Source organism: Vicinamibacterales bacterium (assembly GCA_035699745.1).
Taxonomy (GTDB): domain Bacteria; phylum Acidobacteriota; class Vicinamibacteria; order Vicinamibacterales; family 2-12-FULL-66-21; genus JAICSD01.
Genome location: DASSPH010000050.1, coordinates 1 through 25,652, shown reverse-complemented (window position 1 = coordinate 25,652; position 25,652 = coordinate 1). Strand labels below are relative to the sequence as shown.

The 25,652-nt window shown below is 67.3% G+C and carries 23 protein-coding genes and 1 tRNA gene; 11 read left to right on the top strand and 13 right to left on the bottom strand.

From position 1 onward, the window contains the following. Nucleotides 1–40 precede the first annotated feature (40 nt). Complete coding sequence (locus VFK57_11080) at nt 41–964, bottom strand: sugar phosphate isomerase/epimerase family protein (GenBank protein HET7696242.1); 924 nt, start codon at nt 962–964, stop codon at nt 41–43. Between the two features lie 7 nt (nt 965–971). Then, nucleotides 972–1,589, bottom strand: coding sequence for a DUF1080 domain-containing protein (locus VFK57_11075; GenBank protein ID HET7696241.1), 618 nt, complete (start codon nt 1,587–1,589; stop codon nt 972–974). A gap of 32 nt (nt 1,590–1,621) precedes the next feature. Between VFK57_11075 and VFK57_11070 the strand changes: the two genes are divergently transcribed. From VFK57_11070 to VFK57_11050, 5 genes are all read left to right on the top strand, one after another. Then, nucleotides 1,622–2,932: a Gfo/Idh/MocA family oxidoreductase gene (locus tag VFK57_11070; protein ID HET7696240.1), complete on the top strand. Its 1,311-nt coding sequence runs from the start codon at nt 1,622–1,624 to the stop codon at nt 2,930–2,932. A 139-nt stretch (nt 2,933–3,071) separates the two neighbouring features. Beyond that, on the top strand, nt 3,072–4,148 hold the full coding sequence (locus VFK57_11065; protein HET7696239.1) for an SUMF1/EgtB/PvdO family nonheme iron enzyme: 1,077 nt from the start codon (nt 3,072–3,074) through the stop codon (nt 4,146–4,148). Continuing rightward, entirely contained in the window at nt 4,149–5,174 is a 1,026-nt protein-coding gene (locus VFK57_11060; GenBank protein ID HET7696238.1) for an FAD:protein FMN transferase, read from the top strand. A 51-nt stretch (nt 5,175–5,225) separates the two neighbouring features. Next, a complete protein-coding gene (locus VFK57_11055; protein ID HET7696237.1) occupies nt 5,226–6,215 on the top strand; it encodes a VCBS repeat-containing protein in 990 nt (329 codons plus the stop codon). 64 nt (nt 6,216–6,279) lie between these two features. Continuing rightward, a tRNA-Lys gene (locus tag VFK57_11050) sits at nt 6,280–6,354 on the top strand. Nucleotides 6,355–6,582: 228 nt separating this feature from the next. Here the strand turns inward: VFK57_11050 and VFK57_11045 are convergent. Continuing rightward, nucleotides 6,583–6,792 (bottom strand): hypothetical protein, encoded by a 210-nt coding sequence (locus VFK57_11045; protein HET7696236.1) that lies wholly within the window; start codon nt 6,790–6,792, stop codon nt 6,583–6,585. 85 nt (nt 6,793–6,877) lie between these two features. Between VFK57_11045 and VFK57_11040 the strand changes: the two genes are divergently transcribed. Next, complete coding sequence (locus VFK57_11040; protein HET7696235.1) at nt 6,878–7,963, top strand: hypothetical protein; 1,086 nt, start codon at nt 6,878–6,880, stop codon at nt 7,961–7,963. Nucleotides 7,964–8,510: 547 nt separating this feature from the next. On the opposite strand, the gene rocF is transcribed toward VFK57_11040, so the two are convergent. Further along, complete coding sequence (gene rocF, locus VFK57_11035; GenBank protein ID HET7696234.1) at nt 8,511–9,422, bottom strand: arginase; 912 nt, start codon at nt 9,420–9,422, stop codon at nt 8,511–8,513. A gap of 117 nt (nt 9,423–9,539) precedes the next feature. Between rocF and VFK57_11030 the strand changes: the two genes are divergently transcribed. Then, nucleotides 9,540–9,791, top strand: coding sequence for a hypothetical protein (locus VFK57_11030; GenBank protein ID HET7696233.1), 252 nt, complete (start codon nt 9,540–9,542; stop codon nt 9,789–9,791). Between the two features lie 15 nt (nt 9,792–9,806). Here VFK57_11030 and VFK57_11025 read toward each other — a convergent pair whose 3' ends face one another. From VFK57_11025 to VFK57_11010, 4 genes are read right to left on the bottom strand one after another with little or no spacing between them, the layout of a single operon-like run. Then, nucleotides 9,807–10,418 carry an O-methyltransferase gene (locus tag VFK57_11025; GenBank protein HET7696232.1) on the bottom strand — a complete coding sequence of 204 codons (612 nt, stop codon included), beginning with the start codon at nt 10,416–10,418 and terminating at the stop codon, nt 9,807–9,809. Nucleotides 10,419–10,427: 9 nt separating this feature from the next. Then, complete coding sequence (hemG, locus tag VFK57_11020) at nt 10,428–11,756, bottom strand: protoporphyrinogen oxidase (GenBank protein HET7696231.1); 1,329 nt, start codon at nt 11,754–11,756, stop codon at nt 10,428–10,430. Nucleotides 11,757–11,777: 21 nt separating this feature from the next. Continuing rightward, nucleotides 11,778–12,803 (bottom strand): uroporphyrinogen decarboxylase, encoded by a 1,026-nt coding sequence (gene hemE / locus VFK57_11015; protein HET7696230.1) that lies wholly within the window; start codon nt 12,801–12,803, stop codon nt 11,778–11,780. After that, the gene (locus VFK57_11010; protein HET7696229.1) at nt 12,803–13,207 is read right to left on the bottom strand and encodes a response regulator; all 405 of its coding nucleotides are present in this window, start codon (nt 13,205–13,207) and stop codon (nt 12,803–12,805) included. The genes hemE and VFK57_11010 overlap by 1 nt, the downstream gene beginning before the upstream one ends. Before the next feature lie 76 nt (nt 13,208–13,283). Here VFK57_11010 and VFK57_11005 point away from each other — a divergent pair, with 76 nt between their 5' ends. From VFK57_11005 to VFK57_10990, 4 genes are all read left to right on the top strand, one after another. Continuing rightward, a complete protein-coding gene (locus tag VFK57_11005) occupies nt 13,284–13,886 on the top strand; it encodes a hypothetical protein (protein ID HET7696228.1) in 603 nt (200 codons plus the stop codon). A gap of 54 nt (nt 13,887–13,940) precedes the next feature. Beyond that, the gene (locus tag VFK57_11000; GenBank protein HET7696227.1) at nt 13,941–14,822 is read left to right on the top strand and encodes a hypothetical protein; all 882 of its coding nucleotides are present in this window, start codon (nt 13,941–13,943) and stop codon (nt 14,820–14,822) included. 37 nt (nt 14,823–14,859) lie between these two features. Next, complete coding sequence (locus VFK57_10995) at nt 14,860–16,158, top strand: VWA domain-containing protein (protein HET7696226.1); 1,299 nt, start codon at nt 14,860–14,862, stop codon at nt 16,156–16,158. A 137-nt stretch (nt 16,159–16,295) separates the two neighbouring features. Further along, the gene (locus tag VFK57_10990) at nt 16,296–19,433 is read left to right on the top strand and encodes a carboxypeptidase regulatory-like domain-containing protein (protein HET7696225.1); all 3,138 of its coding nucleotides are present in this window, start codon (nt 16,296–16,298) and stop codon (nt 19,431–19,433) included. Nucleotides 19,434–19,505: 72 nt separating this feature from the next. Here VFK57_10990 and VFK57_10985 read toward each other — a convergent pair whose 3' ends face one another. The 5 genes from VFK57_10985 to VFK57_10965 all read right to left on the bottom strand — a co-directional run. Beyond that, nucleotides 19,506–20,678 carry an ABC transporter permease gene (locus VFK57_10985; GenBank protein HET7696224.1) on the bottom strand — a complete coding sequence of 391 codons (1,173 nt, stop codon included), beginning with the start codon at nt 20,676–20,678 and terminating at the stop codon, nt 19,506–19,508. 1 nt (nt 20,679) lies between these two features. Then, entirely contained in the window at nt 20,680–21,813 is a 1,134-nt protein-coding gene (locus VFK57_10980) for an ABC transporter permease (GenBank protein ID HET7696223.1), read from the bottom strand. Then, nucleotides 21,806–23,767, bottom strand: a complete 1,962-nt coding sequence (locus VFK57_10975) for an ATP-binding cassette domain-containing protein (protein ID HET7696222.1) — start codon at nt 23,765–23,767, stop codon at nt 21,806–21,808. The genes VFK57_10980 and VFK57_10975 overlap by 8 nt, the downstream gene beginning before the upstream one ends. After that, nucleotides 23,757–24,977, bottom strand: coding sequence for an efflux RND transporter periplasmic adaptor subunit (locus tag VFK57_10970; GenBank protein ID HET7696221.1), 1,221 nt, complete (start codon nt 24,975–24,977; stop codon nt 23,757–23,759). Before VFK57_10970 ends, VFK57_10975 begins: the two co-directional genes overlap by 11 nt. 171 nt (nt 24,978–25,148) lie before the next feature. Next, on the bottom strand, nt 25,149–25,652 hold a 504-nt coding region (locus VFK57_10965; protein HET7696220.1), incomplete at its 5' end, for a site-specific DNA-methyltransferase.

Here is a 25,652-nt window from a genome sequence, read left to right as displayed (position 1 = left end):
AGGACGTTCCCGCGGACGCCGCCTGCCGGGTGCCGGAGGCTCACGCACCCACCGGCTTCTGCCCGGCGAGGAAGCGATCGACGCGGCCGGCGACGTCCTTCAGGTACGCCGCATCGCCGCCGGACACCTCGGTGGTCACGTAGCCGGCGTACTTGATCTCGTCCAGCGCGCGCCGCACCTCGATCCAGTCGATGTCCCCCTCGCCAATCGGTTTCCAGGCGAACGTGCCGTTGCGGCGGTCCAGCGTGAAATCCTTCAGGTGCACTTTGACGATCCGCGAGCCCAGCGTGCGGATCCAGTCCTGGGGGAAGGCGAACAGGACGACGTTGCCGACGTCGAAGTAGGCTTTGACGAACGGCGAGTCGAACTCGTCGACGTAGCGCGCGAACTCGATCGGGCTCAGCAGGAACTTGTTCCAGACTTCCTCGACGGCGATGACGATCTTCCGGTCGCGCGCGATCGGCAGCAGCCGCTCGCGGATGACGCGCTGCGATCGCGTGTAGGCATCGCGATAGCCGGTCGTCGCATCGACGACAGCGGGGACGAGCAGGACGGCGTCCGCTCCCCACAGCGCCGCGTTCTTCAGCGAGGTTTCCATCCCGGCGACGCTCTTGGCGACCACCTCGGGATCGCCGCTCGAAAGCGGGAACCGCCAGTGATCCATGTTCATCACGGAATGAATGCGGAGGCCCGCCTTCGCGGCGGCTTCCTTGATCTCCGCCGCTTCCTCGTCGCGCGCCACCGTCTGCATCTCGATCGCGTCGAAGCCGGCGGCGCGCGCCATCGCAAAGCGCTGCGCGTAGGGGGCCTCGCGCGGGAGCATGTTGATCAGGATCGACTTGCGAATGCCCGGGCCGGGCGGTTGCGGCGGCGCCGCGGCCCCGGGCCGCGCCGCAAGCACCGGAGCCGCGGTCGCGGCCAATGCGGTCCCCAGCGTCTTCATGAATGTTCGGCGGTCGTTCATGGCAGCCTTATACTACGTTCCCCAGCCGGCGCAGCCGAATATCGCGCAGCGCCGACTTCGTCTTCCACGACGCGACGCCGAGCGGTTTCGAGTGCTCCATCTCGAGCCTGATGTCGATCCTGTTGCCCTTCAGATCCTGGTTGATGATCTGGCGATCGTCGAGCCAGACCTCGATTCTCGCGGGCGTGACGCGGAGGCGGACGTTGTACCAACGGCCGTTCTCGAACTCCATCGATTGTGACGTCTCGTTCTCCGACGCGTCCTGGCCGTTGATGCTCGACAGCCCGACGACAGACCCGCCCCAGCCGCCGAGAATCAGCGAGCAGAACGAGCCGTCGACGGGGAAGGTGACGCCGGCGAAGAAGTCGCGCCCCTCGACGCGCATCGCCTGCAGGGCGATCTCGTAGTTGGTCGTCGGCAGCGGGGCGCCGGCCCAGGTGACGCCGGTCATGTTCTTGCCGGTCTCGAGGACGATCCGGCCGTCCTCTACCTTTACGGCCCCTCCGCCGCTGAATTTGCCGGGCTGCCAGTTGGTCAGCGTCCGCCCGTCGAAGAGCGGCTGCCACTGCGCCTCCGGTTGAGCCAGCGCCAACGCGGCCAGTACTGCCAGTACAGGAATCCTCATGCCGCGATTCTAGTTTGGTATCATCCGCCTTTATGGCGACCACACCGAAGAAAGACGCGAACAAGATCGAACGGCGCGATTTCCTCAAGCAGACGGGCACGGTCGCGGGCGTCCTTGCCGCCGGGTTCCCCGGCATCATCTCCGGCCAGACGGTCACCAATGCCGTCAAGGTCGGCCTGATCGGCGCCGGCGGGCGCGGCAGCGGTGCGGCTGGTCAGGCGCTGACCGCCGACCCGAACAACGAACTGACCGCCATCGCGGATATCGACGATCAGATCGTCGAAGCGGCGGCGACGCGGCTGAAGGGCAGCCAGCGGTTCGGAGACCGCGTCAAGATCGAGCGGACCTACGCCGGGCTCGACGCCTACGAGAAGGTGATCAACAGCGGGGTCGACGTCGTGCTGCTGGCGACGCCTCCCGGATTCCGGCCGCAGCATCTGACGGCGGCGGTGAACGCGAACAAGCACGTCTTCTGCGAGAAGCCGTGCGCGACCGACTCGCCCGGCGTGCGCGCCGTCATGGCGGCGCAGAAGCTGGCGCAGACCAGGAACCTGGCGCTGGTCTCGGGATTCTGCTGGCGCTACAGCAACATGATCCAGGAAGCGGTCCAGCAGATCCGCAGCGGCGCCATCGGCCGGCTGGTGTCGCATCATTCGACCTACTACACGAATCCGGTGAAACCCATGCCGCCCGAGAGCGCACGCCCCACCGGGATGAGCGACATCGAGTGGCAGATTCGCAACTGGTACAACTTCACGTGGCTCTGCGGCGACAGCCTGGTCGAACAGGCCGTGCACAACGCCGACAAGATCATGTGGATCATGAACGATCAGCCGCCGGTGAGCGCCGTCGCGGTGGGCGGGCGTGCCGTTCCGGCGAACGGCGGCAACATCTACGATCACTTCAGCGTGAGCTACGCGTTCCCGAACAACTACCGCGTGTCGCTCGTCAACCGCCAGGCGACCGGCTGCTTCAACGGGACGCTGGACTACGTCATGGGCACCGAGGGCACGCTGCTGCTCGGCTCCGGACCGCCGCGCATCGAAGGGCCCGACGGCCAGATCAAGTGGCAGTTCCAGGGCGAGGCGAACGACATGTATCAGCAGGAACATGACGTCCTCTTCGCCTCCATCCGCGCCGGCAAGCCGAAGAACGACGACCTGAACCTGGCGACCAGCACGCTGCTCGCCATCATGGGGCGTCAGGCCGCGTACACCGGGCAGCAGGTCACCTGGGAGCAGGCGCTGAATTCGCAGGTGAGCCTCGTGCCGGATCCGATCGACTGGAAGGGGAAGCACGAGGTGCCTGGCCTGGCGATTCCGGGCCGCTCGACTGTCGTTTAGATCCGAGGGGCTTTGCCCCTCGGACTCCCCTGCACGCTCTCTCGCGCGCCGCTTCGCCGGCGCGCTCCGTTCGCGTGGCTTCGTTCGCTACGCTCACTCGCAACGCGGGAACCACGTCCGCTTCATGAGATAGATTCTAGTGAAACCAGCCCTCGGTACCGCATTCCTGCTGAGTCTCTCGATGGCGGCCTTGACGCTCGCTAAAGCTGCAGCGGACACGCCGGCATTTCAGCCAGCCGAGAAGCCGGCCGATGCGAAGGAGCTGGCGGTCGTCCAGAAGATCCGCGCGCGGATCGAAGAGAAGGCGGCGAAGGCTGGCGCGGGACGCGCAGCCGCCTATAAGGTCACCATCCCGAACACGACAGTCAGCTACGGCATGGCCCCGATCCCCGCTGGCGAGTTCCTCATGGGATCCGCGGGGCCGGATGCGGCGCCCGACGAGCAGCCGCAGCACACGGTGAAGCTCGATGCGTTCTGGATGCAGACGCACGAGGTCACGTGGGACTCGTATCTGATGTTCATGTTCGCCGACCAGGCGAAGGAGACCGATCGACCGGATGCGATCGTGGACGCGCTCAGCCGTCCGACCGCACCGCATCTCGAGATGAGCTTCGGGCGCGGCAACAACGGATTTCCGGCCATCAGCATGACGCAGCACGCCGCGAACAAGTACGCGCAGTGGCTCAGTGCGAGGACAGGCGAGTACTACCGGCTGCCGACCGAGGCGGAGTGGGAGTACGCCTGCCGCGCGGGCGGTCCCGGGATTCCCACGGCACAGCTCGGTGACTACGCCTGGTTCCTCACGAACTCGCCGACGGCGAATTTCTCCGGCGGGACCTATCATCCGATCGGCACGAAGAAGCCGAACGCGTGGGGCCTCTACGACATGCTCGGCAACGTGATGGAGTGGACGCTCGATCAATACAAGCCGTACGCGAACGCCGCGGCAGAGAATCCCTGGGTCAGATCGACCACCTCGTACCCGCATGCCGTTCGCGGCGGATCGTGGAACGATCCGGCCGCGAAGGTGAGCTGCACCGCGCGGGTCGCGTCGCAGGCGGCGTGGAAGATGCTCGATCCTCAGCTGCCCAAGAGCGTCTGGTACATGACCAACGCGCAGTGGCTCGGGTTTCGTCTCGTCCGCCCCGCGAAACTCCCGACCGCGGAAGACATGTACCGCGCGTGGAACAACGGCGTAGAGGTGGATCCGTACTAGATGACCCGCGTGGTTCCGGCGCTGTGCCTGTCGGTCGCCGTGCTGGCCGGCGCACCGCGGGAGCTGCACCGGTACGAGGCGGTCGAGCCCCTGATGGGCACCCTCGTGCGCGTCACCGTCTATACGCCGGACGAGCAGACCGCGAAGACCGCCTTCCGCGCCGCCTTCGATCGTCTCCGCGATCTCGACGGCATCCTCTCCGACTACGAACCGGGCAGCGAGCTGAATCGGATCGCGAAGACGGCTGCGGGCCGCGCCGCGCGGGTGAGCGAGGACCTGTTCACGGTGCTCCGTGCCTCTCAGGACCTTGCGGCCGCGACGGGCGGCGCCTTCGACGTCACGCAGGCGCCGGTCATTCGACTGTGGCGCGAGGCGCGACGGACCGGACGGATGCCCGATGCTGGCGCGTTGCGGGACGCAGCCGCGCGCACCGGTTTCCGCAAGCTCCGCCTGGACGGGGAGCGGCGCACGGTCCGGTTCGACACGGCCGGCATGGCGCTGGACGTCGGCGGCATCGGCAAGGGGTACGCGGCGAGCGAGGCGATCGCGGCGCTCGGCGCGCGCGGCGTCCGCAGCGCGCTGGTGGCGGTGAGCGGCGATTTGGCATTCAGCGACGCGCCGCCAGGCGAGCGAGGCTGGCGCATCGGCGTCCACTCCGGTGATCCGGCCGTGCTCGGTGTTCCCGCCGTGCTGGAGTTGACCAACGGCGCGGTGTCGACGGCCGGGAGCAGCGAGCAGTACGTCGACATCGGCGGGCGCCGCTACTCCCACATCATCGACCCGTCGTCCGGCATGGGGCTGCCCGGCGGCGTCACGGTCACCGTCGTCGCACCGCACGGTCTCGAGGCGGACGGACTCGACACCGCGGCGAGCGTTCTCGGCGTCGAGCGCGGCCTCGCCCTCGTCGAGTCGCACTCGGATGCCGCGGCCCTGTTCCTCGAGCAGACGAGCACGGGGATCCGCGTCCGGCAGTCCTCGGCCTTCGTGAGACTTGCCGCGGCGAGACGCCCCGTTCCCGATCGCTGATTCCCCGTCCTCGATCGCCGGTTGAGGTGCCGGCGCCGTATACTGCCGCGCATGACACCATCGCGCGCGCAGACAGCGACGGTGCCGCTCGGCCTGATCCTCGCGGCGGCGATCGCGGTGCTGACGAGCGATCGTCCCCTCGCGCAGCGGCAGCCGCTCGCCCCCGCGGATTTCGACGGCGACGGCCGGACGGACGTCGCCGTGTTCCGCCCGTCGACCAGCGTCTGGCACATCCTGCGCAGCTCCGACGGCGGCGAGACGCAGGCGTACTGGGGCACGCCGTTCACCGATCAACCCGCACCGGGCGACTACGACGGCGACCGGCGCGCCGACTTCGCGTTCTTCTGTCCCCCGGACGGCTACTGGTACATCACGCACAGCGCGACGGGCCAGCCGCATTACGTGCTCTGGGGCAACTTCACGCACACGCAGGTGGCCGCCGACTACGACGGCGACGGCCGGACCGACATCGCGTTCTTCAATCCGGGCGACGGCTTCTGGTACATCATCGAGAGCGCCACCGGCGCGGCGCGCTACGTCTACTGGGGCACCGTCGCGGATCGCGCCACGCCCGGCGACTACGACGGCGACGGCAAAGCGGATCCGGCGTTCTACCGTCCGCGCACCGGCATGTGGCATCTCACGCTGAGCGCGAGCGGCCTCACGAGAGAGATCCTGTGGGGGCAGCCCGGCGGCACGGACGAACCGGTGCCGGGCGACTACGACGGCGACCGCATCACGGATGTCGCGTTCTTCCGCCGCGCCGACGGCTTCTGGTACATCCTGCTGTCGAACGCAGGGCAGTACCGCCCGCACTACATCTCGTGGGGCGGCGGCCCGGCGGACCTGCCCGTCATCGGCGACTACAACGGCGACGGCCGGACGGACCCGGCGTTCTTCCGTCCGTCGGACGGGTACTGGTACATCCTGCCGAGCGGCAGCGGACCGCAGTACGTCCGGTGGGGTGCGACCGGCGATCAACCGGTGCCGCAGAATTCGCCGCCGGGGCTCCAGTGCGGCACGATCGAGATCCCGTGCTGATCGGGGACCGGGAAGCGGCAAGCGGGCCGCGCATTTTCGATCGTGCTACGATCGCAGGCTGCGTGACCTGGTAGCTCAGTGGTAGAGCATGTGACTTTTAATCACAGGGTCGTGGGTTCGATCCCCACCCGGGTCACCACGATTTTCTGAGGAATCTCGCAGTTTCCACTCTCCACGACAAAGCGCCGCGCCGCCGATTTGCAACGGATTTGCAACGGCGGCCGGCGCTGTCCTTCCTGCCCCTCCTTCTCGGTCCTCGCGATGCTTTCCTGCCGGAGAGGGGCGCGCATGCCAGTAGTTGGCACGTTCGTCAGGGCGGACCGTCCGCTGCGCTGGCCGGCATCCTGCGAGTGCTGCCATCGCGATATCACGCCCCCGTACTACTTCCTGGCGCCGCCGGTCTGACCCGGGCGCCGGGGTCGAGGTACTGCCGCTCCATCCGGCGCCCGACTTCGATTCCCATCAGAAACGCGGCGGCCTCACGGCCGACCGCCTGCAGGTCGTAGATCGTCCTGGCGTCCGTCAGCAGCGGCCGGAAGTGGGGCGGCAGCTGGTCGGCAATCCCTGACGTTCTCACGGTCTGACCATCTGTAGGAGAAAAGGCGACTTGACGGGTTCCGTGACGACGCCCAGAGTGATGCGGGTTGCAAAGGAGGCGTTCGATGATCACTTGGTTTGTGGTGGCCGTATCGAGGACAGGCCTGTTGTCTCGAGTCGTAGGGGCCGTCGCGATCATGCTCCTTCTGGCTCCAATGGTGAACGCGCGCCAGACGTGCGTCACGGTTGGCAACGTGTCGGATGAGTCGACTCCCCGCAATTTGCGAGTTCAAGCTAGTACCACGGCGCAATCGAGCTGCAACGGCCGTACAGTCCAAGTCTTCGCTCGGATTTCGGGCGGCGTCTCGTATACCTGTGCGACGCAAAACTATCAGTCATACTGTTATGACATCCAGACAGATTCCAATGCGATCACGCAGGCGTATAGGTCGTCGTACGGGACCGCGGGGTATTCCACCGTCCACAAATTCCGGGACGGTGACGTCGAGTACCAAGACATCGCGCCGACAGATCCACCAGCCCTGTTGAACGCGGGTGAGCCGGATCCCGAAGAGGCCTGCGAAGCGGCGTACAATAACTGGATTGAACCTGATGGTCCCTGCGAGTACAACCCTGACGGTGAGGGGTCGCCGATCGTTATCGCGACTGGAGGCGACAGCGCCTACAAACTGACCTCTGCAGCGCAGGGTGTATTGTTCGACCTGAACTCAGACGGCGCGCTTGAATGGACGGGATGGACGGAAGCAGATAGCGAGGTGGCTTTTCTCGCGCTAGATCGCGACGGCGATGGCCGGATTACCAGCGGTCGCGAGCTGTTTGGCAACTTCACGCTGCCGGGGGTCGGGAATGGGTTTGCGGCGCTGCGGCGAATGAATCTTGCAGAGAACGGCGGGCGGGAGCGTGCATCGGTGTCGTCTGAGGACCCGTTGTTCGCCCGGCTCCTTCTGTGGACCGATCGCAATCACAACGGCATCAGCGAACCCAATGAGCTTCGTCCAGTTGGCGAAAAGATAACGGACATAGGGCTGTCGTACAGCGACCACAAGCGTCGAGACGGGCACGGTAACGAGTTCCGCTATATGGGTTGGGTTCACGTGCGGACGGCGCCCGGTCGGAATAAAGCCAAGGGACCCGAAGAAGAACAGTTGCGGTATCGCCAAGTGTACGACGTCTTTTTTACCCGCAAGTAGCGTCGAGGGTGGCCGCTGAGCGGACTACCGGCGGCGTAGGGTCCCCCGCAGATCGCGCGCCGCGACAGGCCATCGGATTGTGAGGTCCTGTTTTGACGATCGAGGAATCGTCGTCATGAGGCGGTCGATCTGCCTCACCTACCGTTGACGACTATCCAGGCGTGGCTCGGTCATGCGAACCTTTCGCAGACCTCGACATACCTGCAGGCGCACACGATCGGCCAGGGCGACATCATGCGTAAGCACGACGAGCGGCGAGCCGCTTTGCAACGGCTTGCAACGGCCGCCGTGAAACGCGGGAAAAATCGGGCACAGGATGGCACGGCGCGGGAAGTTCGACCGCGTAAAACCGAGGGAACATCAGGTGCAATGAGTTCGGTGAGACTTTTAATCACAGGGTCGTGGGTTCGATCCCCACCCGGGTCATTTCTTGCCGCTCCGTTGCGCTCGCGCTTTGCTGGCCGATGCGCGATTCGGGATCCGCGATCCGCGATTCGGGATTCGGGATTCGGGATCAGCGATCAGGGATTAGGGATTCGCGTCTGCCTCAGAGTATTCGCTGTCCGAGCGCCGAAGACGCCAGTTCCGCGCCGAGGATTGCCGTCATGTTGCGGTCGTCGAGCACGGGGTTCACTTCGACCAGGTCGAGCGCCCGCAGCAGGCCGGAGTCGGCGACCATTTCCATGACCATGTGCGCCTCGCGATAGTCGAGGCCTCCCTTCACCGGCGTGCCGACGCCCGGCGCGATCGCCGGATCGCACACGTCGAGATCGAACGACACGTGGAGCCCTCCTGCGTCGCGGCCGGCGATGGCGATCGCCTGTTCGACCGTCTGCGCGATGCCGTGGCGATCGATGTCCTTCATGGTGAACACGTGGACGCCGGACTCGCGGATCCGGCCCTTCTCGCGCTCGTCGAGGTTGCGGATGCCGATGAGCACGGTGCGGTCGGGCGTCACCTTGGGGGAGAAGCCGCCGATGCGGGCGAGCTCCGCCGGCTCGGAGCCGAGCAGCGCGGCGAGCGGCATGCCGTGGACGTTGCCGCTGCCCGACGTCGCCGGCGTGTTCATGTCGCCGTGCGCGTCGACCCAGATCAGTCCCAGCGGCTTGTCGTACCGGCGGATGAAGTCGGCCGTGGCCGCCACCGAGCCGGCCGCCAGGGAGTGATCTCCGCCGAGCACGAGCGGGATCCCGCCCTTCTCGAGCACCGCGAGCGACGTCTTATAGAGCCGCTCGCAGACGCGCGCGATCTCGCGGATGTATTTCTTGCTCGGATCGCCGAACGCCTTCGTCTCGGGGATGGGGGCGACGAGATCGCCGGCGTCGGCGACCGTCATCCCCAGACCGGTGAGACGCTCGCCCAGACCGGCGATGCGGAACGCGGAGGGTCCCATGTCGACGCCGCGGCGGTTGCCGCCAAGATCGAGCGAGACGCCGATGATGTGTACGGGCCGGGCCATGGCCTCCTAGGATACGGTATTTGACGTGTCCCCTAAGATACTGATAATCTGGAGTTTGCGGTGGCGAGCCCGTCCGTATGGGGCGGTCCGGACGCTGCCGGAGTGAAGGAGTCGAGGATGAAGCGCTTCGAGGTCGGGGCTCGTGTCGTGGAACCGACCTACGGACTCGGGTCCGTCATTGCCGTCGAAGACGCGTATACGCGCGTGCAGTTCGACGAGCATGGTGTCAAGAAGTTCATGACGAGCATGTCGAAGCTCGAGCCCAGCAACGAGCCGGTCCCGCCGGGACTGCGCAGCGGCAAGCCGCGCAAGAAGCGCACCGTCAAGGCGAAGGCTGCCGTGCCTGTGGCGGCCGCCGCCGAAGAGTAGTCGCGCCCGCCGCTCCTAGCGCTTCAACGACAGCGAAATCCCTTCGCCTGACGGCGCCACGATCGTCGTCCAGAGCGACGGGTTCCGCTGGATGGCATCCAGGAAGTCGCCCATCTCGCTGCGCTTGTTCACCACGTTGTGCGCGGTGAAGATCCCTCCCTTGTCCAGCCGCGGATAGACCGTGTCGAAGAACTTCTTGTAGTCGCGCTTCCAGGCGTCGAGGAAGACGAAATCGAACGTGCCCTGCAGCTTGGGGATCTCCGCGAACGCGTCGCCCGCGACCACCTGGACGATGTCGCTGAAGCCGGCGCGCTTGACGTTGTCGGCGAGCTCCCGGGCGCGCACCGGATCGTACTCGATTGTCACCAGCCGCCCGCCGGTGGCGCGCAGCCCCTGCGCCATCCAGATCGCGCTGTAGCCGCTGGCGCCGCCGATCTCCAGCACGCGCTTGCGGTTCGTCGACGCGATCATCAGCCGCAGGAACCGTCCGTCCTCTTCCGACACGGCGAGCTGTCCCTTGTCCTTCGCGCGGATGTCCGCGAGGATCCTGTTGACGTCCGGCGCCTGCGCCAGGGCCGAGCCGCACAGCAGCACCGCGACGGTGACGATCGAGCACGCGAGTTTCATCAGCCCAGTCTACAGCCTGCGCCTCTCCGTGAGTGCGTCCGTGACCGCCGCCGCGACCCGCCGTCCATCAGCCACGCAATCCGGGATGCCGACGGCGCGGAAGCCGCTGCCGGCGACGAAGACACGGTGCGGCGCGAGGCGGCGCTCGATCTCCGCCACGCGATCCAGGTGGCCGACAACGTGCTGGGCGCCGGCGCGAGGCCAGCGATAGGCGCGGGCGAGCGACGGCGCGGCGGTGATGCCCATGACGTCGCGCAGATCGCGGCGCACGATCGCGATCAGGTCGTCGTCGGGAAGCTCTGCGACCGCCGGGTCGTGGGCGCCGCCGACGAACGCGCGCAGCAGCGCGGTGCCGTCAGGGGCGCGGTCTTCCCACTTCGACGACACCCACGTGCACGCCGTGATGCGGACGGCGGAGTAGCGGCGCGAGACGACGAAGCCGGTGCCGTCGAGCGGATGCGGCACGCTGGCGCGCGGCCACGCCAGCGCCACCGATGCGGTCGAGACGTACGGCACCGTCGCGGCGAGCGCCGCGGCGTCCGCGTCCAGCGGCGCGATCAGCGGCGCCGCCGCGTGCGCCGGCAGCGCCAGGATGGTGCATCCGGCGTCGATGTCGGCAAGCGAGCGGACGGAGGCGTTGAATTCGATGGTGCCCGGCGGCAGCGAGCGTACGAGCGCGTCCACGAGCGTCGACATGCCGCCGCGAAGCGAGGAGAATCCGGCGTCGCCGCCGCGCGGCGCGGCCGGGATCGTCACACGTCCGTGCTCGCGCTCGCGTGCGACCAGCGACGGAAACAGCGACCGCATCGAGAGCTGTTCGATATCGCCCGCGTGAATGCCGCCGAGCAGCGGCTGCGCGATCAGATCGACCGCCTCGTCGCCGAAGCGGCGCCGGAAGAACGCGCCAACCGCCTCGTCGTCATCGCCGCGGCGCGGCGGGATTGTCGGCTCGATGGCGATCCGTTCGCGCCCGGCAGGGGACAGCAGGTCGTAGCGGGCGAGCGCCTCGGCGGTGAGCGGAATGCCGAGCAGCGACGGCTGCGGCAGCGCATGCAGCACCGTCCCCTTGAGCACGAACGCGCGCGCCCCCGGCCGCACCGTCTGCAGCGCCGAGGCAATTCCGAGCTCGCGGATCAGCGTGAGCGCGGCGGGCTTCGCATTCAGGATCGAATCCGGACCGGCCTCGATCGTGAACCCGCCGGTGTGCTCGGTGTGAATCAGGCCGCCGGCGCGGCGCGACGCCTCGAGGACGCGCACGCCGCGTCCGCGCCGCGTGAGCTCGTAGGCCGCCGAAAGACCGGCGATGCCCGCCCCGACGATCACCACGTCCGTCCGCAAAGCGTGACTCCGAAAGCGAGCTTACAGCCGGTGGCTGTGCACGTGCCGCGCGAGCGCCTGCACCCGTTCGAGCGGCGTGTCGGGCAGGATGCCGTGCCCCAGGTTGAAGATGTGGCCGGGACGGCCGGCGGCGCGGAGCAGCACTTCGTCGGCGGCCGCGAACAGGCCGTGCTCGGGACCGAGCAGGCGGATCGGATCCAGGTTGCCTTGAATGCCGCGATCGCGGCCGACGAGCGTCCACGCCTCGTCGAGCGGCAGGCGCCAGTCCACGCCGATGACGTCGCCGCCGGCGGCTCTCATTTCCCCGAGAATCGCGCCGGTGTTGACGCCGAAGTGGATCGTCGGCACGCCCGTGCCGGCGAGCTCGTCGAAAATCCGCCGCGTGTGCGGCAGCGCGTACTCCCGGTAATCGGATCGCGACAGTTGTCCGACCCACGAGTCGAACACCTGGATCGCCTGGGCGCCGGCTCTGACCTGCGCGACCAGGTAGTCCGCCATGACGGTGGCGAAGCGGTCGCAGAGCGTGTGCCACGCCGCCGGCTGCGCGTACATGAACGCCTTCGTCGTGGCGTAACTGGTCGACGGGCCGCCTTCGATCGCGTAGGCCGCCATGGTGAACGGCGCGCCGCCGAAGCCGATCAACGGCACCTTGTGCTCCAGCTCGCGGCGCAGGAGGGTGATCGTTTCGAGCACATGCCCGAGCCCCTCGCGCAGATCGACGACGCGCACGCGCTCGACGTCGGCGGCGCTGCGAATCGGGTGTTCAACCGAAGGCCCTTCCCCCTTCACGAAATCGAACGTCAGCCCCATCGGCGTGAAGGGCAGCAGCAGATCCGAGAACAGGATCGCGGCGTCGACGTCGATCACGTCGACCGGCTGCAGCGTCACCGCCACGGCCAGCTCGGGGTGCGCACAGATTTCCAGCAGGGAATACCGCTGACGCAGCGCGCGGTAGTCGGCCATGTAGCGGCCCGCCTGACGCATGAACCAGACGGGCGTGGCGTCGACGGGCTGGCGGCGGCAGGCCCGCAGGAACCGATCGGTCACTAGGCGACGAGCGTCTTCGCGAGAGCGATCAAGTCTTCGAGCCACAAGGGCTTGAAGCGGATCGAAGCGCCGAGGGATTTCAGCTCCTGCTGAACCGGATCCGGCAGGAAGTAATCGCCGGTGACGATGGCGACGGGGGTTTCGAGGAGGTGAGGCTTCGAGCGGACCGTGCGCAAAAACTGCAAGCCGTTGGTTATCGGCATGCGCATATCGAGGATAATCGCGCTCGGCCGGACGTTGTCGGCAAGCTCGAGACCCGACTCCGCGTTGATCGCGGTCGCGACTTCGAACCCCTCGAGCTTGAGCATCCGGGCGAACGTGTCGGCTACGGATCGGTCGTCGTCCACGATCAGGATGGTTTTCGTGGCGGACTCGGCGGGCAGGCTCTCGGCCGCGGCAATCACCGCATCATAATGAAGCCAAAAGAGATCCCCGTCAAGCGGCTGAGTAAGTTACCATTGCGGGTTCGCCGGAGGTTACTTGAGTCCGATACTGGTTCGCCCCGTCCGAGAGCAGCTCGAGCATGACCGGGTCATCCGGCTGCTCCAGGCAAAGCTCAAGCGCAAGCATGATGTAGCGATCAACATCGGCGACGAGCAGGGAGCAGGCGTGAAGATCGGGGCGGGGCAGATGTATCCCGACCTCGTCCTGACGTCCCCGGACAAAGGGCATCGTCTCGAAGGGCTGATCGAAGTCGAGACGGGGGAATCGGTCAATCACCTGGAAGCGATGGCGCAGTGGGCGCACTTCGGCCGTGCCCGGGCGCCGTTTTTCTTGTACGTGCCCGCCGCCGCGGTCGATATCGCGCGCCGGCTGTGCACCGAGAACCACGTCGACGTGACGGAGATCTGGAGCTACCACACGTTGGGCGATCAGACCCGCTTCACGCTCGTCGCGAAGCTGGCGCAGCGGCCTGCGCCCGCCGAGCCGGCCCGCGCCAGGGCCACCGCTTCGGCGGCGAAGAACGGCAATCCGAAGAGCTCGAAGGCGGCGGCCAAAGCGCCGGCGCGCAGCGCGAAGCCGAAGAGCAAGGCGAAGCCCGCGGCCACCCGGAACGCGAACGGAAAGAAGAAAAGGAAGTAACCTCTGCCGCAACTGCGTTTCACCCGCGACAAGCGCGGCTACGAAACCACCGCGGTGACCGACGGCGGATCGCGCCGGCGCGGCCGCGGGCACGGTCAGCGTCTTCTCTACTGGTTCCGCACGCCGCCCGGCGTGCGGGTGGGCCGCGCGCCCATCGACGAGCACGCGATGCGCCTGCTCGAGGAGCACAATCCCGACATCCAGTTCGACTGGGCGCGCCTGCTGAAAGAGGTTCCGCAGGAACAGGGCGCACGCCGCGATCGCGATCGCGACCCGCGGGACCGCGACCGCCGGCGCGACGGCCGCGATCAGCGCCCGCCCGAACGCTCGCGCCCGTCCCAGACCACCGCCGCCGCCGTTCCCCCCGCCCCGCCCGCGATCGTCCACGACGCGAGCGCGGAACTCGCCGAGGAGCGCGCCGCCGCGCACGCCGACCTCATTCTCGAAGAGTTCGGTGCGACGGCAGAACCCGGAGAACCCGTAGAACCCGTAGAACCCGTAGAACCCGGAGAACCCGGAGAACCCGAACCCGGAGAACCCGTAGAACCCGTAGAACCCGAAGAACCCGAATCCGTCGCCGTGAGGCATGGCGAACCGCTCGCCGCCGATCACGCCGAATACGTCGAGTACGCCGAAGCGTCCCACGCGCGCGTGCCGACCGACGCGCAGCCTGGTCCGCAGACCGCCCCATCCGCCGCGGCCGCGCGGCTCGGCGCCGACGCCGTGACGCGGCTCCGCGCCCGCTACGCGCAGCTCGTGGCGCGCATCGCCGAAAGGGAGATGGACGACGCCGCCAGGGCAGAGCTGAACGCGCGGGTCGAACGTCTTAACCCCGACGCGTGGCTCACCGCGGACGAGGTGGCGGCGGCGCTCGAGCAATACGAGAGCGTCTTCGACAGCCTTCGCGCCGAGGTCGGCCACCAGCGCCGCCGATAGCCGCGCCCGGGGGAGGGGGCACGCTATAATGACGAACATGCGGAAGTACCTCGTGGCGGCAGCTCTCCTGGGCGCGGCCGCCAGCCTCTCGGCGCAGGATCCACAGAAGCCGGAAGGCATCCTGGCTCCGGTCCAGCAGTCTCGCGACGTGATCCGCCGCAGCGTGGATCTCGTGACGACCGACGTGATCGTCCGGGACGAGAAAGGGCAGTTCGTCGCCAATCTCGCGAAGGGGGACTTCGAAGTCTTCGAGGACGGCGTCAAGCAGGATGTCGTGACGTTCGTGCTGACGCACGGCGGGCGCGTGATCAACGACATCGGCGCGCCGCCGCCTCCAGTGCAGGAAGGCATCCTGCTCCCGCCGCCGCGTCCGACCAACGACGCCTCGGGCCGCATCTTCCTGATCTTCGTGGACGACCTCCACATGGATTTCCGGAACACCGGCCGCATCCGCGAGCTGTTCAAGAAGATCCGCCGCGAGCTGATTCACGACGGCGACATGTTCGGCATCGTCTCGACCGGGCCGTCCTCGATCTCGGTCGACATGACCTACGACGTGAAGCGGCTCGACGAGGCGATCAACAAGATCGCCGGCAGCGGTCTCAAGCCGCAGGAGATCATCGAGACGCCCGAGGGCGCGCAGGGGCCGCCCGAAGTGCGGTACCGCGCGCACGTGGCGTTCTCGACCGCCTACGAGCTGCTCAACAACCTGTCGCAGGTGCACAACCGGCGCAAGGCGTTCATCTACGTCAGCAACGGCTACGATTTCGACCCGTTCTCGAAGTCCCGCGCCAAGGAAGCGAACGAGCGCTACTCCTCGATGATGGGGCGCGGCAACTCCGACGACAGCGACAGCAGCAACAACTCGAGCAACGAGGTCAACCCGTTCTCGAAACAGGGGAACCAGTTCGCGGCGGCGGATCTCGCGGCGGAGCTGTCGGAGCTGACGCGTCAGGCCAACCGCTCCAACGTGACGATCTACACCATCGACCCGCGCGGGCTGGTCGGCGGACCGGATCTCGACGAGACGAAGCTCGACGTCATGGACTGGCAGGATCACGTGCGTGAGACGCAGAGCAGCCTGCGGGTCATCGCCGACCTGACCGGCGGCTACGCGGTCGTCAACTCGAACGATTTCGACACGGCGCTCAAGCGCATCGACGCCGAGACGAGCGACTACTACGTGCTCGGCTACTACTCGAGCAATCCCGATCCGCTGAAGAAGCGCCGGGCGATCGAGATCAAGGTCGCCAAAGCGGGCCGCTACGACCTCAAGTACAAGACGTCGTACACCCTGCGCCCGCCGCCCGCGGTGAAGTCCGCCGCCTCCAAGTAACGCGCTATCCATCGTTTACGGAATATGAAAGGCCGCCCGCCGGCGGCCTTTTTTCACCGGCGTCACGTCGCTGCTGCTATAATTCTCGACGCCTTTTCCCCTAAGTTCGAAGACAACTGGACGTGGAGAACACTTTGATGAAATTGCGTACGAAGGCTGTCTGGAGCCTTGCGGTCGCGTTCTGCTGGGCGCTGCTCTGCGCGGCCCCGCTCGCGGCCCAGACCGTGACGACGGGCAACATCGCCGGCACGGTGACAGACGCGCAGGGAGGCGTGCTTCCTGGCGCCACCGTGGTGGCGGTTCACACCGATACCGGCACGACCTATGAAGCGGTCACGGGCACCGACGGCCGTTACAACATCCTGAACGTGAGGGTGGGCTCCTACACCATCACCGTCAACATGCAGGGCTTCCGCGAGCAGAAGCAGGAACGGCTCGCGGTGGAGCTCGGCGCCGAGCGCACGGCCGACTTCAAGCTGCAGCTCGCGACCGTGAGCGAGACCGTCGACGTCATCGCCACGTCGCCGCTGATCGACCTTTCGCGCGCCGGCACCGCCGACAACATCCCGAACGAGGTGAAGGAGAACCTGCCGACGATTTCGCGCAGCCTCACCGATATCGTGCGGATCAGCCCGATGTTCAATACCTTCGGCGGCGGATCGGGCGCGGACCAGGGCTCGGTCGTGTCGGTCGCCGGCAACAGCTATCGCTACAACAGCCTGCAGATCGACGGCGCGGTGAACAACGACCTGTTCGGGCTCGCCAGCTCCGCCGGCGTCCCCGGCGGCACGGCGGAAACGCAGCCGGTGAGTCTCGACGCCATCCAGGAAATCCAGCTCGTCGTCTCGCCGTACGACGTCCGCCAGGGGGGCTTCTCCGGCGGCGGCATCAACGCGATCACGAAGAGCGGCACCAACAGCGTGCGCGGCACCGCGTTCTATTTCGGCCGCAACGAGGACTGGGTCGGCAAGGGGCTGACCAACACCAGGATCTCGACCTTCAAGCACAACCAGTTCGGCGGCAGCATCGGCGGGCCGGTGGTGCGGAACAGGGCGTTCTTCTTCGGCACGCTCGACTACGAGCGCAAGGAGCGGCCGACCGGCTTCGCGGTCGGCGGGGCGGTCCAGCAGTTCCGCGATCCGGTGCTGTTCGAGCGCGTCATCACCGCGCTGAAGTCCCGGTATGGCTACGATCCGGGCGCGGATCCCGGCAGCGAGTTCGTCCGCGCCACCGACAACAACAAGTACTTCTTCCGCGGCGATTTCAACGTCGCCAAGGGCCACCAGCTGGTGGTGCGCCACAACTACATCGACGCGTTCAACGACATCGGCACGCCGTCGACCACGTTCTTCAAGACGCCGGACAATTACTACCGGTACGCGAGCAACACCAACTCCACCGTCGCGCAGCTGAACTCGCAGGTGGGGAAGGGGGTCAACGAGCTCCGCTTCACCTACACGCGGGTGCGCGATCACCGCGAGAACCCGATCGGCAACCCGCCGTTCCCGCAGGTCACCATCCAGGGCACCGGCGGCACCATCTCGGTGCAGGCCGGGACCGAGCAGTTCTCGGCGCGCAACGCCATCGATCAGGACATCATCGAGCTGAACGAGGCGTTCACCTGGATCAGCGGCCGCCACACGTGGACCTTCGGCAGCCACAACGAGTTCCTCGACCTGGCGAACCTGTTCATCCGCGACAATTTCGGCAGCTACACGTTCACCAGCATCGAGAACTTCGAGGCCGGGCTCGCGCAGGGCTTCAACCACAGCTTCTCGGCGACGAGCGACCCGCAGCAGCGCGCCGCCTTCAAGGTGCGGCAGTGGGGCTTCTACGCCGGCGATCAGTGGCGCCTCAGCCCCAGCGTGACGCTCACCTACGGCGTGCGTGCGGATGCGCCGACGTTCCCGGAGAAGCCGACCGCCAACCCCGTCGCGGTCGCGACCTTCGGCTACGCCACCGACGTCGTCCCGAGCCATCTGCAGTGGTCGCCGCGCGTGGGGATCAACTATGACCTGAGCGGCAACGGCACCAGCCAGCTCCGCGGCGGCATGGGCCTCTTCTCGGGCCGCCCCGCCTACGTGTGGATCTCGAACCAGTTCGGCAACACCGGCATCGACTTCACCCGGATCGGCGCGAACACCAACGCCAACAACCGCATCCCGTTCGTGAGCGACCCGCTCAATCAGCCGAAGACGGTCACCGGCGCGACCGCGGGGTCGTTCACCAACGAGATCGACGTCATCGATCCGGACTTCAAGTACCCATCGGTGCTGCGCGGCAACGTGGGGTACGACCATCAGCTGTGGGGCGGGTTCTACGGCACGGCCGACTTCGTGTGGTCGAAGACCGTCAAGGACATCAAGTACCGGAACCTGAACTACGCGCCGAACGGCGCGACCGGCATCGGCGGCCGGCCGATGTTCTCGCGGCAGGTGACGTCGCTGAGCGACGTGATCCTGCTCGAGAACACGACCAAGGGGCGCACGTGGAACGTGTCGTACGAGGCGCGCCGTCCGTTCACCAACGGCCTCTTCATCCAGGGCGCGTATTCCTACGGCCAGGCGAAGAGCATCATGGACGGCACGTCCGACCAGGCGGCGTCGAACTGGGGCTTCGTCTACGTGCCGGGCGACCCGAACAACGCGCCGCTGTCGCGGTCGAACTTCGATCCGGGCCACCGCGTCACCGCGACGGCCAGCTACGACTTCCCGTTCCTGCGGACGGTGAAGCCGGGCGTCTCGGTGTTCTATGCCGGGCAGTCGGGCCGCCCGTACACGATGGTCTACAGCAGCAGCGACGTGAACGGCGACGGCCGCAACGCCAACGATCTGGTGTATCTGCCGACCGCGTCGGATCCGCTGAACTACACCGGCGGGACCTATAACGACCTGCTGAACTTCCTCACCGGCGGCGACGGCTGTCTCGCCGAGTACGTCGGCCAGATCATTCCGCGCAACGCGTGCCGCGCGCCGTGGACCAACACGCTCGACGCGAAGTTCAAGGTCGAACTGCCGTATCGCCGCTTCCGCACGGAAGTCACGCTCGACCTGCTGAACCTGATCAACGTGTTCGACCGCACCAAGGGGCTGATTCGCTACCAGTCGAACAACAACCTGGTGCAGCCGTCCACGAGCCCGGCGAGCCCGACGCCGACCAACCCGGTCACGGCCTACAACATCACGACGCTGGTGTCGCCGACGTTCAACCGCTTCCTGCGCGACGACCTCCGCTCGCGCTGGCAGATGCAGCTCGGCGCCAGGGTGCGCTTCTAGTTCATCGCCGGCGGCTGGTTCAGGCCCGGGCTGCTTCGGCAGCCCGGGCTTTTTTTTCGCCAGCCAGGCCGCTCAGGCGCGGGTGCGGACTTTGAGACTTCTCTCGAACCACAGCAGCGAGAACCCGAACAAGACGCTGCCGAGGATGGCGATGCCGGCGATGTCCCGGGCCAGCACGGACGCGCCGTTGCCTTTCAGGATGACGCCGAACCCGAAGTCGAGGAAGTAGCGGAGCGGCGAGACGAGGCTGATCCCGCGCAGCCACGGGCTCATCGCCTCGGGCGGATTCCAGGCGCCCGACAGGAAGATCATGGGCTGCAGGATCAGGATCATGATGAGAACGCCCTGCGCCATGTTGCGCGCCACCAGCGCGATGGCGATGCCCATGCTCGTCATGGCGAAGACGTAGAGCGCGGTGACGCTGAAGAAGAGCAGCAGGCTGCCGCGAATCGGCAGCCCGAATACCGGCACGAGCACGAGCAGGAAGCTCAGCGCGCACAGGGCGAGGACCACGACGACGGTGGGAATGATCTTGGCGAGAAAGATCTCGCAGGGCTTGGCCGGACTGACCAGCAGCCGCTCGATCGTCCCGCGCTCCTTCTCGCGCACGAGGTTTGCCGCCGTCAGCAGCAGCGACACCATGGTGCACATGTTGAGCAGCTCGAGAAGCGCCGAGAACCACGAGCTCAGCATGTTGGGATTGAACGTGACCCGTAATCGCTCGTCGAGCGCCGGTCCCCGGACGAGAGCGCCCGAGATGCCGGCCCGGCGCTCGAGCACCGTCACCGAGTAGGTCGCCGAAATGGCTGCGATGTAAGCGCCGGCGACCGTCGCCGGCATCGCCAGTGCGCCGTCGGACAGCACCTGGATCTGGGCCTGCCGGGTTCCGTCGACCCTGCGCTGAAAGTCCGGCGGGATGATGACGACGATCGCCGCCTTGCCGCGATCGAGCCACGTCGTGATCTCGGACTCCCGCTGGAGGTGGGCGACGATCTTGAAATACGGCGGCTGCAGGTGACTGACGAATTCGCGGCTCGCGGAGCCCTGGCTCAGATCGTACACCGCCGTCGCGACATTCATCGCTTCGGTGGCCCCGCCCCGCCCGGCTGAATAGATCGCCGCGGTGAACGCCCACAGCAGGATGATCACGAGCGGCCGATCGCGTCCGATCTGGGCGAACTCCTTGCGGATCAGGCCCGCCACTCTCCTGCGCCACGGTGCACCCGCCGCCAGCCTGCGCCGCACGTCAGCCCGCTCGCTTTCTGAAGCCGAGGATCGCGATGCCGTAGACGACGGCGGCGAACACGGCGAGCGTCACCAGGTCGCTGGCGAAATGGCGGAACCCGAGCCCCTTGAGGAAGACGCCGCGCACCATCGCGATGAAATAGGAGGCGGGAATCAGGCGGCTGATGAACTGCGCCGTCGGCGCCATGCTCGAGACCGGCGTCAGCAGGCCCGAGAAGAGAATCGAGGGGGTCATCAGCGCGATGAAGGTGACGAGCATCGCCGCGACCTGGGTCGAGCAGAAGACCGAGACGAGGAGGCCGAGTCCCACGCTGGCGGTGATGTACAGGAGAGCGGCGGCGGTGAGCACGAAGGGGCTGCCGACGAACCTGACGCCGAACACGTACAGGTTCAGCGCGAACAGCAGAACGTACACGACGAAAGCGAGCGCGATGTACGGCACCGCTTTGCCGACGATGACTTCCCATCGCGACACCGGCGAGCAGTACAGGTTGAACACCGTGCCGCGTTCCTTTTCGCGAGCGAGAACCAGCGCCGCGAGCAGTGCCGGGTAGAACATCAGACTGATGACCATCAGCCCCGGCACGAGCGAGTGCTTCGTCTCGAGCGAGGGGTTGTACCAGACCCGCCCCTCGACGGACACCGGCACGAGGTTGGTGCGCACCCGGCCCTGCCGGGCCAGATAGCGAGCGCGAAGCGCGGCGGTGAACTGCGCGTCGATGGCGGCGACGTACCCGCTGGCGACGAGGGCGCGTATCGGGAACGTGCCGTCCACCAGCACCTGCACGCTCACCGCCTCTCCCGCGTCCAGGCGGCGCGAGAAGTCCGGCGGTATCAGCACGGCGGCACGCACCTCCGCGGACTCGATCAGGCGATCGATCTCGGCGGGGCTGCTGGCCATCGTGACCAGCCGGAAGTACTCCGAATTCGTGAACGCGTACATGTAGTCGCGGCTGAGGGGGGAACGATCCTCGTCGTAGAGCGCGAGCGGAAGATGCTTGACGTCGAGCACGAAGCCGAGCGCGAGCAGCGTCGTGACGGCGAGCGGCACCACGATCGCCAGCACGAGGTAGATCGGATCGCGCAGCACCTCGCGTGATTCCTTGCGGACGACGGCGAGGAGCCGGCTAGGCACGGAGCGCCTCCGCGCGCCGGACGAAATCGATGAACGCTTCGTCCATGGAGATCGGCACCGTCTCGATGCGGACCCGGTCGATGCCTTCGTCCGCCAGCGCGCCGGCGAGCGCCGCCCGATCGCTGTCGGGCTGAAACGTACGGACGCGGATGTGGTCTCCATACACGACCGCCTGTGGCCGGACTCGGGAGAGCAGCTGCCAGGCCCGGCGCGGATCCGCGGTTCGAATGGCGAGCAGGCCGCCCGATCGCTCTTCGGACTGTTGCCTGAGCTCGGCCGGCGAGCCCTCGGCGATCAGCCGCCCCTGGTGCATCAGCCCGAGCCGGTCGCAATGGGCCGCTTCGTCCATGTAATGCGTCGACACCAGCACCGTGATGCCGGCATCGCGGGAGAGCGCGTAGATGAGATCCCAGAACAGCCGGCGCGCGTGCGGATCGACGCCGGATGTCGGTTCGTCCAGAAAGACCGTCGACGGATGGTGCAGGACCGCACAGAGCAGCGACACGCGCTGCCGCACGCCGATCGGCAGGTCCCCGGTCAGCCGTGAGGCGAACGGGTCGAGGCCGAGCCGCGCGACGAGATCGGCGTACGCGGAGCGCTGCAGGCCGTACAGATCGGCGTACAACTGCAGATTCTGGTTCACCGTGAGATCCTGATAGAGCGAGAACCGCTGGGACATGTATCCGATCGCCGTCCAGACGCGCTCGCGCTCGGAACGGACGTCGATGCCGCCAATCTCGATGCTTCCCGCCCCGGGCTCGAGCAGCCCGCACATCATCTTGATGAGCGTGGTCTTGCCCGCGCCGTTCGGTCCGAGAAGTCCGAAGATCTCGCCCCGCCGTACCGCCAGGTTCACCGCCTCGACCGCGGTGAACGCCCCGAAGCGGCGCGTCACGGCGCGGCACTGAACCGGGACCCCGCCCCGATCGGTTGGCGGCATCCCGGGATCGACGAGCGGGCGCTCGCGTTCCGCGTCTCGCCGCATCGAGATTCCCGCCGGGCTCGGTTCAGTGGGCTGGACCGACAGCAGTTGCAGGAAGACGTCCTCGAGTCCGGGTTCCTGGAGCGCCACCTCGCCGAGCGTGACGCCGCCGCCGAGCAGCGCGCGTTCGATGTCGCGCAGCTCCCCGTGGAAGTTGACGTGAAGCTCGTCGCCGAAGACTTCGGTCGACTGCACGTCGCGGCGCTCTCTCAGGAGCCGCAGTGCTGTCGCCTGCGGCACGGCCGCAAGCCGGACGAAATGTCCCCGCGCGCGGCGCCTCACGTCTTCCGGCGTGCCCTCGGCGACGATCGCGCCGGCGTACAGCAGCGCGATCCGGTGGCAGCGCTCCGCTTCGTCCATGTACGACGTGCTCACCAGCACCGTCGCACGGCGGATCTCGACGAGCCGGCCGATGATCTGCCAGAACTCCTGCCGCGAAATCGGGTCGACGCCGGTCGTCGGCTCGTCGAGCAGGAGGATGTCGGGCAGATGAATCAGCGTGCAGATGAGCGCCAGTTTCTGGCGCATGCCGCCGGACAGGTTCGCCGCGCGTCGGTCGAGAAACGGCGCGAGCCGCGTGGCGGCGAGCAGCTCGGCGCGGTTCCTGCGGTAGACGTCGTCGGGCAGCTTGCGGAGATCCCTGAAGAACTCGATGTTCTCGTGAACCGTCAGGCTGTCGTACAGGTTGCTCCCGAGCCCTTGCGGCATGTAGCCGATGCGCCGCTTCACCGCTTCGCCCGCACGCACGACGTCCAGCCCTTCGACCGACGCCGCGCCGCCGTGCGGCCGCAGGACGCCTGCCAGCATCTGAATGATGCTGGTCTTGCCGGCTCCATCAGGGCCGATCAGACCGAAGATCTCTCCGCGACGCGCGGTGAACGATACGCCGCGCACCGCCTCGACCGGGGCAAGACGACCGTAGCGGCGACGGAGGTCGCGGACCTCGAGGATGGACGCCAGATCAGGATCCATGGCGCGGGCGCGCTCCGGCGGCTTTCACACCATCGACCCCCGCTCGGTCGTCTTCGCGCGGCGCGTCGAAATGGATGACCGTATCGGCCGGCATTCCGGGCTTCAAGAGGCCCTCGGGATTGACGAGCGCCAGCTCGACGCCGAACACCAGCTTGAGGCGCTCTTCGGCGGTTTCGACGTTCTTCGGCGTGAACTCCGCCTGGTCGTGGATCTTCGAGATCCGCGCCGCGAAGCTGCGGCCCGGAAAGGCGTCGACGAACACCTCCGCGGGATCGCCGAGGCGGAGTTTCGCGATGTCGGGCTCCGGGATGTACACCTTCACGTACAGCCGCCCCATGTCGACGACCTGAAAGATGGGGGAGCCGGGGTTGACGACGTCGCCGACCTCTGCCGGACGGGAGATGATCGTGCCGGCCTCCGGGGCGACGATCAGGCGCTCTGCCAGGTTGGCTTGCGCCTCGTCGAGCCGCGCCGCCGCGGAGCGCCGGCTCTGCTGCAGCGCCGCCAGCTGCTGGCGTTTCAGCTCGATCGTGTCGCTCGACGCCTGGGCGAGCGCCAGGTTCGCTTCCGCGCGCGTCACGTCCTTTTCGGCGGCGGCCACATCCGCGCGGCTGGTGCGCAGCGCCATCTCCGCCGCGTCGAGCTCGTGCTTCGAGATCGCGCCGCCTCTGAACAGGGCGTCGGCGCGTTCGTGCGCGGCTGCCGCATTGACCATTACGGCGTTCGCACGGACGACATGCGCCTGGGCGCTGCTGAGCGTGGCGCGCGCCGCGGCGATCGAGGCCTCGCTGTTCTTCGCCGTGTAGGCGACGTCGAGCGCCGCCTGACGCACCTGCGCCTCGAGCGTCGCCACGCCCGCGGCGGCGGCGTTGACCTGTGCCTCGACCTGCGCGGCGTCGAGCTCCGCCAGCAGTTGTCCGGCTTTCACCGTCTGCCCTTCGTCGGCCAGCAGCCGCTTGACCCGTCCCTGGATCGTCTTGGCGGCAAGCGTCACCTCGCGCCCTTCGATGCGGCCGCTGGCTCGCAGGACCTGCGGCGACGGGGCAGGGAACAGCGCCGGCCAGGACACGACAATGACGAGCGCCGCCGCGGCGAGCACGACGCCGGCGAGAACGGCACGCATGCGCCAGCGTGGGGGCGGCGGCACGGCCGCGGGCGAGCCCGGTTCTCTCGCCACGACCTGCTGAGGGGGGTCGAGCGTGGTATTCATCGAAGCTCCAGCGTGCTGCGCACGATTGCTGCGCATGACGAGGGCAACTCATATGCCGCAGTGGCCGCTGCGGATCGACGAAATCCTTGAGGAGAGTGGGAGTTCAGGGCTGCCGCGGGGCGGCGATCGGGGAGTTTCTCGATCGCCTCGCGGGAATTTCCCCGGCGGGAGTCAGCGGTCGATCGCCGCGTTCACGCGCGAGATGGCCTCGTCGAGATAGTGGCGGTCGATCTCGATGCCGACGAAGTCGATCCCGAGGTTCGCGGCGGCGATGGCGGAGTTGCCGAGGCCGAGAAACGGATCGAGCATCAGCCGGGTCCGCGCCACGCCGTGAAGCCGGACGCAGTACTCGGGCACGCGCGGCGGAAAGGTCGCCGGATGGGGGCGGTCCTTGTCGCGGCTCTGGATCGTTTCGTAGGGAATGAACCAGGTGTTGCCGCGGCAGCGGCGATCGGCGCCGCCGCTCGCCCAGCGGGTGACGTTCGACGCGTCCTGGTACTTCACGCCGATGGCGCGGCGATCGAGGCGGGTGCGCCCGCCGGGCGTGAAGTGGAAGATGAATTCGTGGCAGTCGTTGACGAACCTCGGGCTGTTGATCGGCTTGTAGTGCCCGACGTTCAGGTCGCGGGTGAGTCCGGCGCCGGCGCCGGCGGCATCGCGAGCGATCGCGATCGA